The following is a 15,361-nucleotide window of genomic DNA, read 5'->3' on the forward strand; positions in this document are numbered from 1 at the left end:
CGCGCAGCAACTTCCCGGCCTCGCTCGGCCTGGTCACCTTCTCGAGGTGCCGCTCGCTCTCCCGCCGCTCCCGGCTGCGCGGCCGCGTACGGGAGTTGATGCGGCCGTCAGTCGGTGGCGACCAGCCGCTTCTCGAACCAGTGACTGGCGTACACGTTGTCGTCGTAGCACGCGATCTCGGTGTAGCCGCACGCCCGGTACATCGCCTGCGCCTCGGTGAGCACGGCATGCGTGTCCAGTCGTACGACGTCCAGGCCACGTGCGCGTGCCTCCCGCTCCAGCCCGTCGAGCAGCCGCCGGGCCAGGCCCAGCCGCCGGGCCTCGGGGTGCACCCACACGTGCCGGATCTCGCCCACCCCCGGTTCCAGCCGCCTGAGTGCTCCGCAGCCCACCGGCCGCTCCTCCTCGTACGCGACCAGGAAGGCGCCGGCGTCCCCGGTCACCTCCTCGGGGCGGACCAGGGCGGCGCTGTCGAAGCCCTCCGGGAAGCGGGCGTCGATGTCGGCCGCGTACGCCTCCAGGCAGGCCCGGGCAACGGCCGAGGCGCCGTCGACGGCCTCCACCCTGATCGCCGCCAGCCGCAGCAGGCGCTGCGCGGTCGCCATCGCGTCGGTCAGCTCGGCCCGCTGGTCCGGGGCGAGTCCGTCGAGGAGCCCGGCGGCGAGGGCGTCGGCCCGCCGGTTCTGCTCGCCGACCTCCGCGCGGCCGGCCGCCGTCAGCTCGATCATCCGCAGCCGGTTGTCGTGCGGGGGCACCCCGACCCGGACCATGCCCTGGCCCTCCAGCGCCTTCGCCATCCGGCTGAGGTATCCGGCGTCCAGCCCGAGCCGCTTCCTCAGCTCGCGCAGGGAGACGCCCTCCCCGATCTCGAACAGCAGCCGGGCCTCGCCGAGGGGGCGGTCCTGCCCCAGGTAGTGATCGTCCAGGGCGCCGATGCGGCGCGTGAAGTAGCGGTTGAAACGGCGGAAGGCCACGACCTGCTCCGCCGACACTGGCTCGGTCATCCTTTGACTTTAGTCAAAGGGCTCAGCCGGGACACGTCCACCGACTCCTTCGTGGAGGGGGTGGCGGACGGCACGGGCTCGCCGTAGTCCGAGAACGTCATGGTCAGGTCGGTGCCGTCGCCCTTCCGGGTGCCCTCGACCAGCACGTGAGGCGAGTCCGCCGTGACGTAGAGGGTGACGGGCCTGCCCTCCTCCTCGCCCCTCAGCGGGATCACCGGTATGCCGTGGACCGTGGTCTCGTCGCCTCGCGTCAGCGGCTTCCGGTGCGACGAGTCGGGTGTCAGCTTCTTCTGGAAGGCGTCCAGGTCGCAGACGTCGTCCCAGTCCTTGAGCGCGCTGTCGTGCGTGGTGCCGTGGATGTAGCGGTCCTTGAGGAGTTCGGCCGCCGCGGGGCCCTCGCTGCCCGGAAGCTCGGCCTTCCAGTACGTGCTGTCGCCCTTCAGCCACACCTCGTCGCCCTGCTTGACGATCTCGACGCTGCCGCCGTGCGCGCCCATCCGCACCGTGCCGACGCAGTTGCCGTCCCGGTCCAGGGACAGGTCCATCGACGCCGGCTCCCCCTTCTTCGCGGCCGCGGCCCGGTCCGTCCACGCCATGTGGAGCGACTGGGTGTGGAGCAGGTGGTCCTGCGCCTCCCGGGCGAGTTCGCGGGCGCTCGGATCGCCGGTGTCGTCCGCCGTGGCCCCCGTCACCAGGGCGGGGGAGAGGGCCAAGGCCACGCTTGCCGCCGCACGGATCAGCGGTCGTCCGGCCATCGCGGCACCTCCGTGATCGCCCCAAGCCGCGTTCCTCAGCCTACTTTTGTCCCTTTTCGCCCGCATTTTCAGTGACGCGGCGCACTTTCGGCTGTCGATTGCGCATGCGATCGGAGGGGCGGGGCAGGCGGTCACGGTCCCTGACTGTGACACGACTGTGACACAGGGGCACTGAACAGGAACGGAAGGCAATACCGAATCATGGCGGACAGAGCGGAACGACAGGCCCGGGCGACCATTCACGCGGGCGGCGAGTGGCTGGAAGCCGGCTCGGGTGCGACGCGCGAGATCCTCGACCCCGCGGACGCCCGGCCGTTCGCCGTGGTCGCGGAGGGCGACGAGAAGGACGCGGAGCGCGCGGTGGCGGCCGCCCGGCAGGCGTTCGACCACGGCCCCTGGCCCGGCACCCCCGTCGGCGAGCGCGCCGCCCTGCTGCGCCGCGTCGCCGACCTCCTCGTACGCGACCGCGAGGAACTCGGCCTGCTGGAGAGCCGGGACGCGGGCAAGACCGCCGAGGAAGGCCGCATCGACATCGACTGCGTCGCCGACGCCTTCCGCTACTTCGCCGACCTGGTCGCCGGCGAGGCCCCCGGCCGGGTCGTCGACGCGGGCTCCCCCGACGTCCACAGCGTCGTCGTGCACGAGCCCGTCGGCGTGTGCGCGCTCATCACCCCCTGGAACTACCCGCTGCTCCAGGCCAGTTGGAAGATCGCCCCGGCGCTCGCCGCCGGCAACACCTTCGTGATCAAGCCCAGCGAGATCACCCCGATGACGACCATCGCGCTGATCGACCTGCTGACCGAGGCCGGTCTGCCCGCCGGAGTCGCGGGCCTGGTCACCGGACCCGGCCACACCGTCGGCGCCCGCCTCGCCGAGCACCCCGACGTCGACCTGGTCTCCTTCACCGGCGGCCTGGTCAGCGGCACCAAGGTCGCCCAGGCGGCCGCCCCGACCGTCAAGAAGGTCGCCCTCGAACTCGGCGGCAAGAACCCCAACGTGGTCTTCGCCGACGCCTGCGCCACCGAGGAGGGCTTCGACACCGCCGTCGACCAGGCCCTCAACGCCGCCTTCATCCACAGCGGTCAGGTGTGCTCGGCCGGCGCCCGGCTGATCGTCGAGGAGAGCGTGCGGGAGCGATTCGTCGCCGAACTCGCCCGGCGGGCCGCCCGGATCCGCCTCGGCCGGGGCACGGCCGAGGGCGTCGAATGCGGACCGCTGGTCTCCGAGCAGCAGCGCGCCAAGGTCGAGGCGTACGTGCAGTCGGCGCTGGCCGAGGGCGCGGTGCTGCGCTCGGGCGGCAAGCGGCCCGAACCGTCCGCCGAACGGCCCGCCACCGGTTACTTCTACGAGCCGACCGTCCTCGACCGGTGCCACCGCGAGATGAAGGTCGTACGCGAGGAGGTCTTCGGCCCGGTCCTCACCGTCGAGACCTTCCGCACCGAGGACGAGGCGGTCGCCCTCGCCAACGACACCGAGTACGGCCTCGCGGGCGCCGTCTGGACCGCCGACGCCGGTCGCGCCCGCCGGGTCGCCGGCCGGCTGCGCCACGGCACCGTCTGGATCAACGACTTCCACCCCTACCTCCCGCAGGCGGAGTGGGGCGGCTTCGGAAAGAGCGGTGTCGGCCGCGAGCTGGGCCCCGCCGGGCTCGCCGAGTACCGCGAGACCAAGCACGTCTACCAGAACCTCGCGCCGAAGCCGGTGCGCTGGTTCGCCGGCTGATCCCCCAACCGCCGTACACGGAAAGTCTCCTGGAGTAACACCCCCATGTCCCACACCCCTCACCTCTACGACTACGTCGTCGTCGGCGGCGGCACCGCGGGCTCGGTCATAGCCTCCCGCCTCACCGAGAACCCCGACGTCACCGTCGCCGTCATCGAAGGCGGCCCCAGCGACGTCGGCCGCGACGACGTGCTGACGCTGCGCCGCTGGACGGGCCTGCTCGGCGGCGATCTCGACTACGACTACCCGACCACCGAACAGCCCCGCGGCAACTCCCACATCCGGCACAGCCGGGCCCGCGTCCTCGGCGGCTGCTCCTCCCACAACACCCTGATCTCCTTCAAGCCGCTCCCGTCCGACTGGGACGAGTGGGAGGCGGCCGGCGCCAAGGGCTGGGGTGCCGTCCCCATGGAGGCCTACTACGCCCGCCTCCTCAACAACATCGTCTCCGTGGACGAGAAGGACCGGAACGCCATCGCCCGCGACTTCGTGGACGCCGCGCAGACGGCGCTCGACGTGCCCCGCGTCGAGGGCTTCAACAAGAAGCCGTTCACCGAGGGCGTCGGCTTCTTCGACCTCGCCTACCACCCCGAGAACAACAAGCGCTCCTCCGCCTCGGTCGCGTACCTGCACCCGGTGATGGACGAGCGCCCGGGCCTCCGCATCTTCCTGGAGACCTGGGCGCACAAGCTGGAGCTGAACGGCACCCGCGCCGAGGGCGTCCACGTGCGGACCAAGGACGGCGAGGAACTGCTGATCCGGGCCCGCAAAGAGGTCCTGCTGTGCGCGGGTGCCGTCGACTCGCCCCGCCTGCTGATGCACTCGGGCATCGGCCCCCGCGAGGACCTGGAGGCGCTCGGCATCCCCGTCGTGCACGACCTGCCGGGCGTCGGTGAGAACCTGCTCGACCACCCCGAGTCGGTCATCGTCTGGGAGACCCATGGACCGATCCCGGAGAACTCCGCGATGGACTCCGACGCGGGCCTGTTCGTGCGCCGCGACCCCGGACACGCGGGCCCGGACCTGATGTTCCACTTCTACCAGGTCCCGTTCACGGACAACCCGGAGCGCCTCGGCTACGAGCGCCCGCAGTACGGCGTCTCGATGACCCCCAACATCCCCAAGCCGAAGAGCCGCGGCCGCCTCTACCTCACCAGCGCCGACCCGTCCGTGAAGCCGGCCCTGGACTTCCGGTACTTCACCGACGAGGACGACTACGACGCCCGGACCCTGGTCGACGGCATCCGCATCGCCCGCGAGATCGCCAAGGCCGAGCCGCTCGCCGGCTGGCTCAAGCGCGAGGTCTGCCCGGGCCCGGAGATCGTGGACGACGCCGAGCTGAGCGAGTACGCCCGCAAGGTCGCCCACACCGTGTACCACCCCGCCGGCACCTGCAAGATGGGCGCCGTCGACGACGAACTCGCCGTGGTGGACCCCGAGCTGAGGATCCGCGGCCTCGACGGCATCCGCGTCGCCGACGCCTCCGTCTTCCCGACCATGACCGCAGTCAACCCGATGATCGGGGTGCTCATGGTCGGGGAGAAGGCCGTCGACCTGATCGGAGGTGGTGCGCGATGAGTACGACCACTCAGTCGCCCGTGTTCTCGGTGAACGGCCTGTGGAAGGTCTTCGGCCCCAAGGCCGACCGCGTCCCGGCCGATCCGGAACTCAGCACGCTGGCCCCCGCAGACCTGCGCTCCCGCACCGGCTGCACGGCCGCCGTCCGGGACGTCTCCTTCGACGTGCACAAGGGCGAGGTCTTCGTCGTGATGGGCCTGTCCGGCTCCGGCAAGTCCACCCTCGTGCGCTGCCTGACCCGGCTGATCGAACCGACGGCGGGCATGATCGCCATCGACGGCGAGGACGTGCGCGCCATGGACAAGGCCCGGCTGCGCGAACTGCGCCGGCACCGCGCCGCGATGGTCTTCCAGCACTTCGGCCTGCTCCCGCACCGCACGGTCCTGGACAACGTGGCCTACGGCCTGGAGATCCAGGGCGTCGGAAAGTCCGAACGGCGTGAGCGGGCCGCCGAGTTCGTCGCCAAGGTCGGCCTGGAGGGCATGGAGAAGCGTCGCCCCGGCCAGCTCTCCGGCGGCCAGCGCCAGCGCGTCGGACTCGCCCGCGCGCTCGCCGTCGACCCCGAGGTGCTGCTGTTCGACGAGCCCTTCAGCGCCCTGGACCCCCTCATCCGCCGCGACATGCAGGACGAGGTGGCCCGGCTGCACCGCGAGGAGGGCCGCACGATGGTGTTCATCACCCACGACCTCAGCGAGGCGCTCAAGCTCGGCGACCGCATCGCCCTGATGCGCGACGGCCGCGTGGTCCAGCTCGGCACCCCGGAGGAGATCGTCTCCTCCCCGGCCGACGACTACGTCCGCGAGTTCGTCCGCGACGTGCCGCGTGAGCAGGTCGTGACATGCCGCACGGCCATGCGCCCCGCGTACCCGCAGGAGGCGGGAACCGGCCCCGCGGTCAGCCCCGACGCCCCGGTCGCCGAGGCCATCGAGGCAGTGGCCCGCGCGGGCGCTCCGGCCCGGGTGATGGACGAGGGGAAGTGCGTGGGGATGGTCGGCCACGAGCAGCTGCTGGACGTAGTGGCCGGCGTGGCTGCGGGCAGGGATGCCGCGGTGGCTGCGGGCGGTCGTGCCGAGGTGGCTGCGGGCGGTCGTGCCGGCGCGACTGCGGGCGGCGATGCCGCGGTAGCTGCGGGCCGCGATGGCGCCGCAGCTGCGGGCCGCGATGCCGACGCAGCTGCGGGCAGTCGTGCCGCTGGGGCGGCGCCCGTCCCACAGACGGCGGCACCCGGCAGGCGTCGGCGGGCGACCCCGCCCCCGCCCCGCACCAGCCCGGAGGACGTCTGATGGCAACGCTCACCGTCCCCACGCCGCGCACAGTCCCCCTCCTGAAGAACCGAGCGGTGGCCAAGCTCCTCCTGCTCGCCCTCGCCGCGGCAGTCCTGGTCCCCCCGCTCAACAGTCACTGGGGAGGCGGTGCCTGGCCGCACGCGCTCACCGTCGACCTCTCCAAACCCCTGGCCGGCGCCAGCGACTGGGTCATCGACAACCGGGACAGCCACCCCCTGTTCCTCTACTTCTTCGGCTACATCAGCAACGCCGTCGTACTGGCCGTACGCGCCGTCTACCTCACCCTGCTCGCCGCAGGCTGGGCAGGTGTCACCGCGTTCGGCGCCCTCGTGGCCTGGCGCCTGGGCGGCGTCCGCCTGGCCGCCGGCACGGCGATCGCGTTCCTGACCTGCGGCGCGCTCGGCATGTGGGTGCCCACCATGCAGACCCTCGCGCTGATGGTGGTCGCCGTGCTCGCCTCCGTGGCCGTGGGCGCCCTGCTCGGCCTCGCCGCCGGCCTCTCCGACCGCCTGGACCGCGCCCTGCGCCCGGTCCTGGACACCATGCAGGTGCTCCCGGCGTTCGCGTACCTTCTCCCCGTCGTCCTGGTCTTCGGCATCGGCGTCCCCGCGGCCGTGCTCGCCACCGTCGTGTACGCCGCCCCGCCGATGGCCCGTCTCACCGCGCTGGGCCTGCGCGGCGCCGACCCCGAAGTCCTGGAGGCCGTGGAGTCGCTCGGCGCCACCGCCCGCCAGCGGCTGCTGACCGCCCGTATCCCGCTGGCCCGCAAGGAACTCCTGCTCGGCCTGAACCAGACGATCATGATGGCGCTGTCCATGGCCGTCATCGCCTCCGTCATCGGCGCCGGCGGCCTCGGCGACCGCGTCTACCAGGCCCTCGCCTCCGTCGACGTGGGCGCGGCCCTCGCGGCCGGCATCCCGATCGTGCTGCTGGCGGTGGTCCTGGACCGCGTCACCGCCGCCGCGGGAGAAGGCAGCGCAGCCGCGGGAGACGGCAGCCCCCAGCCGCGTACCATCGGCTGGCCGTACGCCGCGGCCGTCACCGTGGCCGTCGCCCTGGCCACCCGCCTCCTGGGCCGCCTCGACTGGCCCTCCGGCTGGACCCTGAACATCGCAGAACCGGTCAACCGCGCCGTCGACTGGATGACCGCCCACCTCTACTCCGGCGTCCCGGTCGTCGGCGGCACCGCCGACTGGGCCGGCCACTTCACCACCTGGATCCTGGACCCCGTCCGTGGCGGCCTGCAGTGGCTGCCCTGGTGGGCGGTGCTGCTCCTCGTCGCCGCGCCGGCCTGGCTGATCGGCACCTGGCGCACCGCGCTGACCGCCGTCCTCGCGATGGCCGCGATCGGCGTGCTCGGGGTGTGGGAGCCCTCGCTCGACACCCTGTCGCAGGTGCTCGCCGCCGTCGCCGTCACCCTCGTCCTCGGCTTCGCGACCGGTATCGCGGCCGCCCGCAGCGACCGCGTCGAACGGGCGCTGCGCCCGGTCCTGGACGTCTTCCAGACCATGCCGCAGTTCGTGTACCTGATCCCGGTCGTCGCCCTGTTCGGCGTCGGCCGCGCGCCCGCCGTCGCCGCGGCCGTCGTGTACGCCCTCCCGGCCGTCGTCCGGATCACCGCGCAGGGCCTGCGGCAGGTCGACCCGGCCGCGCTGGAGTCGGCGCGCTCGCTCGGCGCGACCGGCCGCCAGCAGCTGTGGCAGATCCAGCTCCCGCTCGCCAGGCGGTCGTTGCTGCTCGCCGCCAACCAGGGTGTGGTCCTGGTCCTCGCCGTCGTCATCATCGGCGGCCTGGTCGGCGGTGGCGCCCTCGGCTACGACGTCGCCTTCGGCCTCGCCCAGGGCGACCTGGCGACCGGCCTGGTCGCCGGCGCGGCCATCGTCTGCCTGGGCCTGATGCTCGACCGGGTGACCCAGCCGACCGAACGCCGCGCGAAGAAGGGAGCGTGACATGCGATTTCGTACGACTGTCCCCGTCGGTGTCCCCGTCGCTGTCGCCGTCCTGGGACTGACCACCGGCTGCGGCGCCGCCGACATGACCAGGCAGGCGTCGCCGTTCGCGAACGCCCAGGGCGCGAAGACGGTCACCCTGTCCGTGCAGTCCTGGGTGGGCGCGCAGTCCAACGTGGCCGTCGCCCAGTACCTCCTCGAACACAAGCTGGGCTTTCGCGTCGACACCGTCCAGGTGGACGAGGTGCCCGCGTGGGACGCGCTCAGCCAGGGCCGGGTCGACGCCATCCTGGAGGACTGGGGCCACCCGGACCAGGAGAAGCGGTACGTCACCGACAAGAAGACGATCGCCCGCGGCGGCGACCTCGGGGTGACCGGGCACATCGGCTGGTTCGTCCCGACGTACCTCGCCGAGCAGCACCCGGACGTCACCGACTGGAAGAACCTGAACAAGTACGCCCCGCTCTTCCGCACCGCGGAGAGCGGCGGCAAGGGCCAGCTGATGGACGGCTCCCCGTCCTACGTCACCAACGACAAGGCCCTGGTGAACAACCTGAAGCTGGACTACCAGGTCGTGTTCGCCGGTTCCGAGGCGGCCCAGATCACCCAGATGAAGCAGTTCGCCAAGGAGAAGAAACCCTTCCTGACCTACTGGTACTCACCCCAGTGGCTGTTCAAGAAGGTCCCCATGACGGAGGTGAAGCTGCCGCCGTACAAGGAGGGCTGCGACGCGGACGCGGCGAAGGTCGCCTGTGCCTACCCGCACACCCCGCTGCAGAAGTACCTCAACGCGGACTTCGCCAGGTCCGGCGGCGCGGCGGCGGCCTTCCTGAAGAAGTTCCAGTGGACGACCGAGGACCAGAACCAGGTCTCCCTGATGATCGCCGACCAGAAGCTCTCGCCCGAGGAGGCGGCGAAGAAGTGGGTGGACAGCCACCCCTCCGTGTGGAAGAAGTGGCTGCCCTGAACACCCTCAGGCGGAAAGGCTGTCGGCGATCTCGCGGAGCGCCTGGGTGGCGCGCCGCTGGAGTCCCGGCCCGAACGTGACACGGGTGGCCCCGAGTTCGCCGAGCACGGCGGGCGAGGGGCCCTCGCCGTCCAGCCGGGCCACCATGTTGAGCGGGCCCTGGATCCCGGCCCGCAGCAGGGGCAGCACGTCCACCGGAGCGAGGATCGGATACACGCAGTCCGCGCCCGCGGCCACGTAGGACGCGGCCCGCTCGATGGCCCGTTCGGGATTGCCGTCGCCGTGCAGGAAGGTGTCGACGCGGGCGTTGACGAAGAGCCGGTCGGCGGCGGCCGAGCGGACCTCGGCGAGGTACTCGGCGTGCTCGTGCGGGTCCTTGAGGACACCCCCGTCGGAGTCCTCAAGGTTGCACCCCACGGCACCCGCCTCCAGCAGCCGCTCGACCAGTTCCTTCGGCGCGAGCCCGTGTCCGCCCTCGACGTCCGCCGAGACCGGCACGTCCACCGCCCGCACGATCCGGGCCACCGCGGCGAACATCTCGTCGGCCGGGGTCGCCCCGTCCTCGTAGCCGAGGGAGGCGGCCACCCCGGCGCTCGGCGTGGCCAGCGCCGGGAACCCGGCCTCGACGCACACCCGGGCGCTCGCCGCGTCCCAGGGGCCGGGCAGGATCAGCGGATCGCCCTGGGCGCGCTTGCGGTGCAGGGTGCGGAACACGTCCACCTTGATCATGGCTGGTAACCCCCTGGCGGGACACGACGGCTGACCATGAGACGGTTCCAGCCGTTGATGACGGTGATCAGGCCGATGAGATGGGCGAGTTCGGCCTCACCGAAGTGCTTGGCGGCGGTGTCGTACACCGCGTCCGGCACGAAGCCGTCGGTCAGGACGGTGACCGCCTCGGTCAGTGCCAGCGCGGCCCGCTCCCGCTCGCTGTAGCGGTCCTCGGCCTCCTCCCAGGCGTTCAGCAGCTGGATGCGGTCCTCCGACTCGCCGTTCTTCCGGGCCACCTGGAGGTGCATGTCGAGGCAGAACGCGCAGTGGTTGAGCTGCGAGGCACGGATCATGACCAGCTCGGCGAGGACCGGATCGCCGAGCCCCTTCTTCGCGGCCGCGCTCAGCGCCGACATGGCCAGGCCGACGTCGCGGTCCAGCAGCTGGGTACGGCTCACCTGTACTGCCCCGGCTGGTAGTGGCCCGGGGTCATCCGGGTGGTCACGCCGAACCGGTTCCACGCGTTGATCACCGTGATCGCGGCGATCAGCCGGGCCAGCTCCGCCTCCTCGAAGTGTGCGGCGGCCCGGTCGTACACCTCGTCCGGCACGAAGCCGTCGGTCAGCACGGTGACCGCCTCGGTCAGCTCGAGCGCCGCCAGCTCCTTCTCCGTGTAGAAGTGCCGCGACTCCTCCCACGCGCTGAGCTGCACGATCCGCTCCACGCTCTCGCCGGCGGCGAGAGCGTCCTTGGTGTGCATGTCGAGGCAGAACGCGCAGTGGTTGAGCTGCGAGGCGCGGATCTTCACCAGCTCGTACAGTGTCGGGTCGAGGCCCTGCTTCGCTGCCGTGTCCAGGCGGATCATCGCCTTGTAGACCTCGGGCGCGTGCTTGGCCCAGCTGAGTCGTGGGGCCTGTTCGGTGGCGTACTCGACGGTTTCCTCTGCAGTGCTCATGGTTTCGACCCTAGGAGCGAGGATGCCCAGGGGTATGGTCCATTTCCATGGCGAGTTCATGGGCCACTCTGGGGGTCGACCTGCACCTGGAACCGGCCGGTTCCAGCGGGCTGCGCCGCGGCCTGACCGACGCGCTGCGGGACGCCGTCCGCACCGGCCGCCTCGCCCCCGGCACCCGGCTGCCGTCCTCCCGCAGCCTCGCCGCCGACCTGGGCATCGCCCGCAACACCGTCGCCGAGGCCTATGCCGACCTGGTCGCCGAGGGCTGGCTCACCGCCCGCCAGGGCTCCGGCACGCGCGTCGCCGAGCGGGCCGTCGTCCCGCCCGCCGACACCGCACCCCGGCGCCGCGAACCCGGCCGCCCCGCCTACAGCCTCATCCCCGGCACCCCCGACCTCGCCGCCTTCCCGCGCACCGAGTGGCTCAAGGCCGCCCGCCGCGCGCTGGCCACCGCCCCCTTCGACGCCTTCGGCTACGGCGACCCGCGCGGCCGCCCCGAACTGCGCACCGCCCTCGCCGGCTACCTCGCCCGCGCCCGCGGCGTCCGCACCGACCCCGACACCATCATGATCACCGCGGGCATCTCGCACGCCCTGCGCATCCTCGGGGCACTGCTGCGGGCGCGCGGGGTGCGGACCGTCGCGGTGGAGTCGTACGGGCTCGACGTCCACTGGGGGCTGCTGAGGAGCGCGGGCCTCGCGGCACCCGCGCTGCCCTACGACGAACTGGGCACCGACACGGGCGCGTTGAGCGACGAGGGTGCGGTACTCGTCACCCCCGCCCACCAGTTCCCGATGGGCATGCCCCTGCACCCCGACCGGCGGACCGCCGTCGTGGAGTGGGCGCGGCGGACCGGCGGACTGGTCCTGGAGGACGACTACGACGGCGAGTTCCGCTACGACCGCCAGCCCGTCGGCGCCCTCCAGGGCCTCGACCCGGAGCGCGTCGTCTACCTCGGCACCGCCAGCAAGTCCCTCGCCCCCGGCCTGCGCCTCGGCTGGATGGTGCTGCCGCAGTCCCTGGTGGAGGAGGCGGCCGCGGCCAAGGGCCGTGTCGACACCTGCGGGGTGCTGGACCAGCTGACACTGGCCGAGTTCCTGACCTCCGGCGCCTACGACCGCCATGTGCGCTCCGCCCGGCTGCGCTACCGGCGCCGCCGTGACGCCCTCGCCGCCGCCGTCGCCGACCGGGCGCCGGACGTCCGGGTCACCGGGATCGCGGCCGGTCTGCACGCCGTGCTGCGGCTGCCGCCCGGCACCGAGCAGTCGGTGATCCAGGCGGCGACCTGGCAGGGACTGGCCCTGCACGGCCTGTCCTTCCACCGGCACCCGGAGGCCGTCACCGAGCCGCTGGACGCGCTGGTGGTGGGGTACGGGACGCCGCCGGACAGCGCGTGGGCGGGGGCGTTGGAGGCGTTGTGCAGGGTGTTGCCGTAGGGCACCGATGTGGCTGATGCCGGGCAGCCGTTGCCAGGCAACTCCAGGCAGCAGCACGTGGCCAGGATGGATCACACCGGCTGTGGTCGTGTGCAGGACTTCAGCGGATAGCCGCACAGGATACGGGTACGTACCCGTATCCTGTGCGGGTGGAGAGGAGCCGATGATGTCCGACGCCAATGTTCGTATCCCCGAGGAAGCACGGGACCGGCTCGCCGCCATAGCGGCAGCCGAGGGCATGTCGCTGCGTGCCTACCTGGCCCGGCTCGCTGAAACCCTGCTCACCCCCACCGAGCGGGCCGAACGGGCCGAGCGGGCCCGCGCTGCCTTGAAGGAGTGGACCGGTTACGCGCCGACTCCTGCTGAGGAACGGGACCTCGACAGTGAGCTGGACCAGCGGCTGGCACAGGCGGCTGCCCGGTGAGCGACGCGATGCGCATCGTCCTGGACGACACCGCGATGGCCGCAGCCGGCCAGGGCAATGTCCTTGCTTCCCGGTTGATCCACCGCGCCCATGCGGAAACCGGCTGGCATCTCTACGCCCCGGCGTGCGCACTGGTCGAAGCCGACCGTGCCCGGCCGGGTACGGCAGAGCACCTCGCCGCTCTGCCCGGCATCACCGTCCTGGACCTGGACCTGCCTGCCGCCCTTGTCGTGGCCCAGCAGGACACCTGGGCCGCAGCGCACTGTCAGTACGTCGCTCAGCCGACCCCGGACCGTCCTGACGGGGCGATCATCGCCACGACCTCCCCCGACCGTTGGATCGGTGAGCCGGTCCGCGTGCTGGACCTGAATCCCTAACGCCCTGGCTAGGGGGTTGCAGGGGAGGGCGGCAGGGGGTCGACCACGAACGACCCACGCGCGCGCACCGTCACTACCAACCCCTTGTCCCGAAGGATGTCCAGGGCGCGGCGGACGGTACCCGGACCGACTTTGTATTCGTGCGTCATCGTCAGTTCTCCCGGCAGTCGTGTACCGGGCGGGTACTCGCCGGAACGGATCTTCCGCTCGATGATCGCGGCCAGCTGTTCGTACACGTACTGCGGCGAGTCGGGGCTGATCTTGTCCACGTTTTGACCGTAGAGCGCCACTCTCTACTACGCATTACCTAGCACTACTATCAACCACTACCCATCACTACCGTAATCTGGGTAGGGTTTGGAGGAAACGAAAACGCCCCGGCGGGAAGGGTGAGAGCTTCCATGCCGGGGCTGAGCCGACTGATTAGGAGTCGACCTATGCGTAGCCTACTGACCGCATTCCTGAGTCTCTTCCTGCCTCCCCGTGGAGCGCAGCACGCCGACACGCCGCCACCCCTCATCGCCTGCCCGTCCGTGCCCGTGTTCCGGCTCACCCGCGCACGTCGGACGAGGCCGTACCCCACGGACGTCATCGCCGCCGACGGTCTGCCGCCGGTCCGGCCCTACGTCGCCGTCTGGGAACGCGAGCGTGATGAACGAGAGCGGCGCCACTACTGCCCGTGGGAGGCCGCCGTATGAGCGCGTGGCGCCCACGCAGCCTCGGCGTCGACCCCGCCACCGGCACGGAGGCATTCGTGGTCGCGCGCCCTGGTGGTCTCCTTGAGTCGCTGGCCGATGCGCGCGCCCTGGAGACGGCCGCCGTCCTGGTGGCAGTCGTCGGCGCCGTACTCGAGGCGGGGGAGGCGTCGGATGTCGAACTCGCCGCCTTCGTGCCGCCGTTGCACGCGGCGCTCGATGAATGCGTCGGCATGATGGCGGACGTGTCGGAGACCGTGGAGGACGACGGAGCGCTGTAGGCCTTCAGCGGTGCCATGGGTGCCCAGGTTGGTTCTGGGTACCCATGGCGCGGAGCCGTTGAGGCGAGGAGGCGATCTCGGCCTTCCTCAGCCTTCCTCGGCCGCCACCGGCGCCTCCCCGAACCGTGCCAGCGCCAGCGCCCCCGCCACCGCCACCGCGAACCCCAGCGCCGCCAGCCAGGTCAGGCCCTCGTGGGTGCGGTCGCCGAGCCAGATCACGCCGATGGCCGCCGGGCCGATCGTCTCGCCGATCACCAGGCCGGCCGTCGCCGTGGTCACCGAGCCGCGCTGCAGGGCGGAGGTCAGCAGTATGAAGGCGGCGCCGCCGCCGATCAGGAGGGCGTAGGCCGCCGGGTTGGTGAGCAGATCGGCCGGTCGTAGTGAGTCGATCAGGCGGACCGACACCTCCACCACCCCGAACCCGAAACCCGCGCCCAGCCCGAGTACCAGCGCCCGCATGCGCCCGGACAGCCGCCCGCCCAGCAGCGCGAGCACCAGCATGCCGACCGCCGTCGCGAGCATCGCCCACTTCAAGGTTTCCGACCCCTCCTGGTCCCCCTCCGGCCCGGACGCCAGCCCCAGCATCGTGAGCCCGAGGCACACCACGCCCACCGCGCCCCACTCGGTGCCGCTCAACCGGACCCGCAGCAGGCGCGCCGCGACCACCGCCGTCACCGCCAGACTCGACGCCAGTGCCGCGCCGACCGCGTAGATGGGGATCGAGCGCAGCGCCGCGATCTGGAACAGGAAGCCAAGACCGTCCAGCGCAAGACCCGCCAAGTACCGCCACTGCCTGACCGCCCGCAGCAGCAGCGCGGCCTCGCCGCCCCCACCCGTACCGGCCTGCCGCGCGGCGACCGCCTGCAACACCGTCGCCGTACCGAAGCAGACGGCCGCGGCCAGGGCACACACCATTCCGAAGAGCACGAAGTGACTCTAGGCGAACGGGGAATCGCGGAGGCCTCCGCACCCGTTCTCACACCGATATCGTGCGCAGTCCGTCCGTCGGTCCCTCGACCTGGCGCCCTGCGGCCGAACACCTGACGGCGGCGGCCCTTCGTATGACGACCTCGCCGCCGAGGAGCGCGAAGGCGGCCGGCGTGTGGCGCACCTGCCCGGCAGGTCGTCGAGCCCGCGCTGCGCGCCTGGCCCGGTGTTGTTCGTGCCTCAACGGGCCTCCCCCGGCGACGAGTTCAGCGGTCACGTCAGCCAACAGCCCGT

17 protein-coding genes are annotated in these 15,361 nt (G+C 71.9%); 10 read left to right on the forward strand and 7 right to left on the reverse strand.

The features are described 5' to 3' along the window. Nucleotides 1-107 precede the first annotated feature (107 nt). Both ACWC5O_RS36170 and ACWC5O_RS36175 read right to left on the reverse strand, forming a co-directional pair. Nucleotides 108-1,004: a GNAT family N-acetyltransferase gene (locus ACWC5O_RS36170; protein WP_450584105.1), complete on the reverse strand. Its 897-nt coding sequence runs from the start codon at nt 1,002-1,004 to the stop codon at nt 108-110. Beyond that, nucleotides 1,001-1,759, reverse strand: a complete 759-nt coding sequence (locus tag ACWC5O_RS36175) for a hypothetical protein (RefSeq protein ID WP_450584103.1) — start codon at nt 1,757-1,759, stop codon at nt 1,001-1,003. The genes ACWC5O_RS36170 and ACWC5O_RS36175 overlap by 4 nt, the downstream gene beginning before the upstream one ends. A gap of 201 nt (nt 1,760-1,960) precedes the next feature. Here ACWC5O_RS36175 and ACWC5O_RS36180 point away from each other — a divergent pair, with 201 nt between their 5' ends. The 5 genes from ACWC5O_RS36180 to ACWC5O_RS36200 are packed head-to-tail and all read left to right on the forward strand — an operon-like array spanning nt 1,961 to nt 9,261. Further along, nucleotides 1,961-3,481 (forward strand): aldehyde dehydrogenase family protein, encoded by a 1,521-nt coding sequence (locus ACWC5O_RS36180; protein WP_450584101.1) that lies wholly within the window; start codon nt 1,961-1,963, stop codon nt 3,479-3,481. 45 nt (nt 3,482-3,526) lie between these two features. Next, nucleotides 3,527-5,059, forward strand: a complete 1,533-nt coding sequence (locus ACWC5O_RS36185) for a GMC family oxidoreductase (protein ID WP_450584099.1) — start codon at nt 3,527-3,529, stop codon at nt 5,057-5,059. Further along, nucleotides 5,056-6,342 carry a quaternary amine ABC transporter ATP-binding protein gene (locus ACWC5O_RS36190; protein WP_450584098.1) on the forward strand — a complete coding sequence of 429 codons (1,287 nt, stop codon included), beginning with the start codon at nt 5,056-5,058 and terminating at the stop codon, nt 6,340-6,342. The genes ACWC5O_RS36185 and ACWC5O_RS36190 overlap by 4 nt, the downstream gene beginning before the upstream one ends. After that, entirely contained in the window at nt 6,342-8,294 is a 1,953-nt protein-coding gene (locus ACWC5O_RS36195) for an ABC transporter permease (RefSeq protein ID WP_450584096.1), read from the forward strand. Before ACWC5O_RS36190 ends, ACWC5O_RS36195 begins: the two co-directional genes overlap by 1 nt. A 1-nt stretch (nt 8,295) precedes the next feature. Beyond that, nucleotides 8,296-9,261: an ABC transporter substrate-binding protein gene (locus ACWC5O_RS36200; RefSeq protein WP_450584095.1), complete on the forward strand. Its 966-nt coding sequence runs from the start codon at nt 8,296-8,298 to the stop codon at nt 9,259-9,261. A 6-nt stretch (nt 9,262-9,267) separates the two neighbouring features. On the opposite strand, the gene ACWC5O_RS36205 is transcribed toward ACWC5O_RS36200, so the two are convergent. Genes ACWC5O_RS36205 through ACWC5O_RS36215 form a run of 3 tightly spaced genes read right to left on the reverse strand, consistent with a single transcriptional unit; the run spans nt 9,268 to nt 10,927 of the window. Further along, the gene (locus ACWC5O_RS36205) at nt 9,268-9,990 is read right to left on the reverse strand and encodes an isocitrate lyase/PEP mutase family protein (RefSeq protein WP_450584093.1); all 723 of its coding nucleotides are present in this window, start codon (nt 9,988-9,990) and stop codon (nt 9,268-9,270) included. Next, a complete protein-coding gene (locus ACWC5O_RS36210; protein ID WP_450584181.1) occupies nt 9,987-10,388 on the reverse strand; it encodes a carboxymuconolactone decarboxylase family protein in 402 nt (133 codons plus the stop codon). The genes ACWC5O_RS36205 and ACWC5O_RS36210 overlap by 4 nt, the downstream gene beginning before the upstream one ends. 38 nt (nt 10,389-10,426) lie before the next feature. Then, nucleotides 10,427-10,927 (reverse strand): carboxymuconolactone decarboxylase family protein, encoded by a 501-nt coding sequence (locus tag ACWC5O_RS36215; protein ID WP_450584091.1) that lies wholly within the window; start codon nt 10,925-10,927, stop codon nt 10,427-10,429. Nucleotides 10,928-10,974: 47 nt separating this feature from the next. Here ACWC5O_RS36215 and pdxR point away from each other — a divergent pair, with 47 nt between their 5' ends. From pdxR to ACWC5O_RS36230, 3 genes are all read left to right on the forward strand, one after another. Then, nucleotides 10,975-12,363 (forward strand): MocR-like pyridoxine biosynthesis transcription factor PdxR, encoded by a 1,389-nt coding sequence (pdxR, locus tag ACWC5O_RS36220; protein WP_450584090.1) that lies wholly within the window; start codon nt 10,975-10,977, stop codon nt 12,361-12,363. Nucleotides 12,364-12,529: 166 nt separating this feature from the next. Beyond that, nucleotides 12,530-12,787, forward strand: a complete 258-nt coding sequence (locus tag ACWC5O_RS36225) for a hypothetical protein (RefSeq protein ID WP_450584088.1) — start codon at nt 12,530-12,532, stop codon at nt 12,785-12,787. 8 nt (nt 12,788-12,795) lie between these two features. Continuing rightward, nucleotides 12,796-13,164 carry a hypothetical protein gene (locus ACWC5O_RS36230; protein ID WP_450584180.1) on the forward strand — a complete coding sequence of 123 codons (369 nt, stop codon included), beginning with the start codon at nt 12,796-12,798 and terminating at the stop codon, nt 13,162-13,164. An 8-nt stretch (nt 13,165-13,172) separates the two neighbouring features. Here ACWC5O_RS36230 and ACWC5O_RS36235 read toward each other — a convergent pair whose 3' ends face one another. Beyond that, a complete protein-coding gene (locus tag ACWC5O_RS36235) occupies nt 13,173-13,433 on the reverse strand; it encodes a GntR family transcriptional regulator (protein ID WP_450584086.1) in 261 nt (86 codons plus the stop codon). A 168-nt stretch (nt 13,434-13,601) separates the two neighbouring features. Between ACWC5O_RS36235 and ACWC5O_RS36240 the strand changes: the two genes are divergently transcribed. Together ACWC5O_RS36240 and ACWC5O_RS36245 are read left to right on the forward strand one after the other, a co-directional pair. Then, nucleotides 13,602-13,862 (forward strand): hypothetical protein, encoded by a 261-nt coding sequence (locus ACWC5O_RS36240; protein ID WP_450584084.1) that lies wholly within the window; start codon nt 13,602-13,604, stop codon nt 13,860-13,862. Continuing rightward, nucleotides 13,859-14,140 carry a hypothetical protein gene (locus ACWC5O_RS36245; protein ID WP_450584082.1) on the forward strand — a complete coding sequence of 94 codons (282 nt, stop codon included), beginning with the start codon at nt 13,859-13,861 and terminating at the stop codon, nt 14,138-14,140. Before ACWC5O_RS36240 ends, ACWC5O_RS36245 begins: the two co-directional genes overlap by 4 nt. 87 nt (nt 14,141-14,227) lie before the next feature. On the opposite strand, the gene ACWC5O_RS36250 is transcribed toward ACWC5O_RS36245, so the two are convergent. Then, a complete protein-coding gene (locus ACWC5O_RS36250) occupies nt 14,228-15,055 on the reverse strand; it encodes a DMT family transporter (RefSeq protein WP_450584179.1) in 828 nt (275 codons plus the stop codon). Nucleotides 15,056-15,361 lie beyond the last annotated feature (306 nt).

It is taken from the genome of Streptomyces sp. NPDC001450 (genome assembly GCF_053597295.1).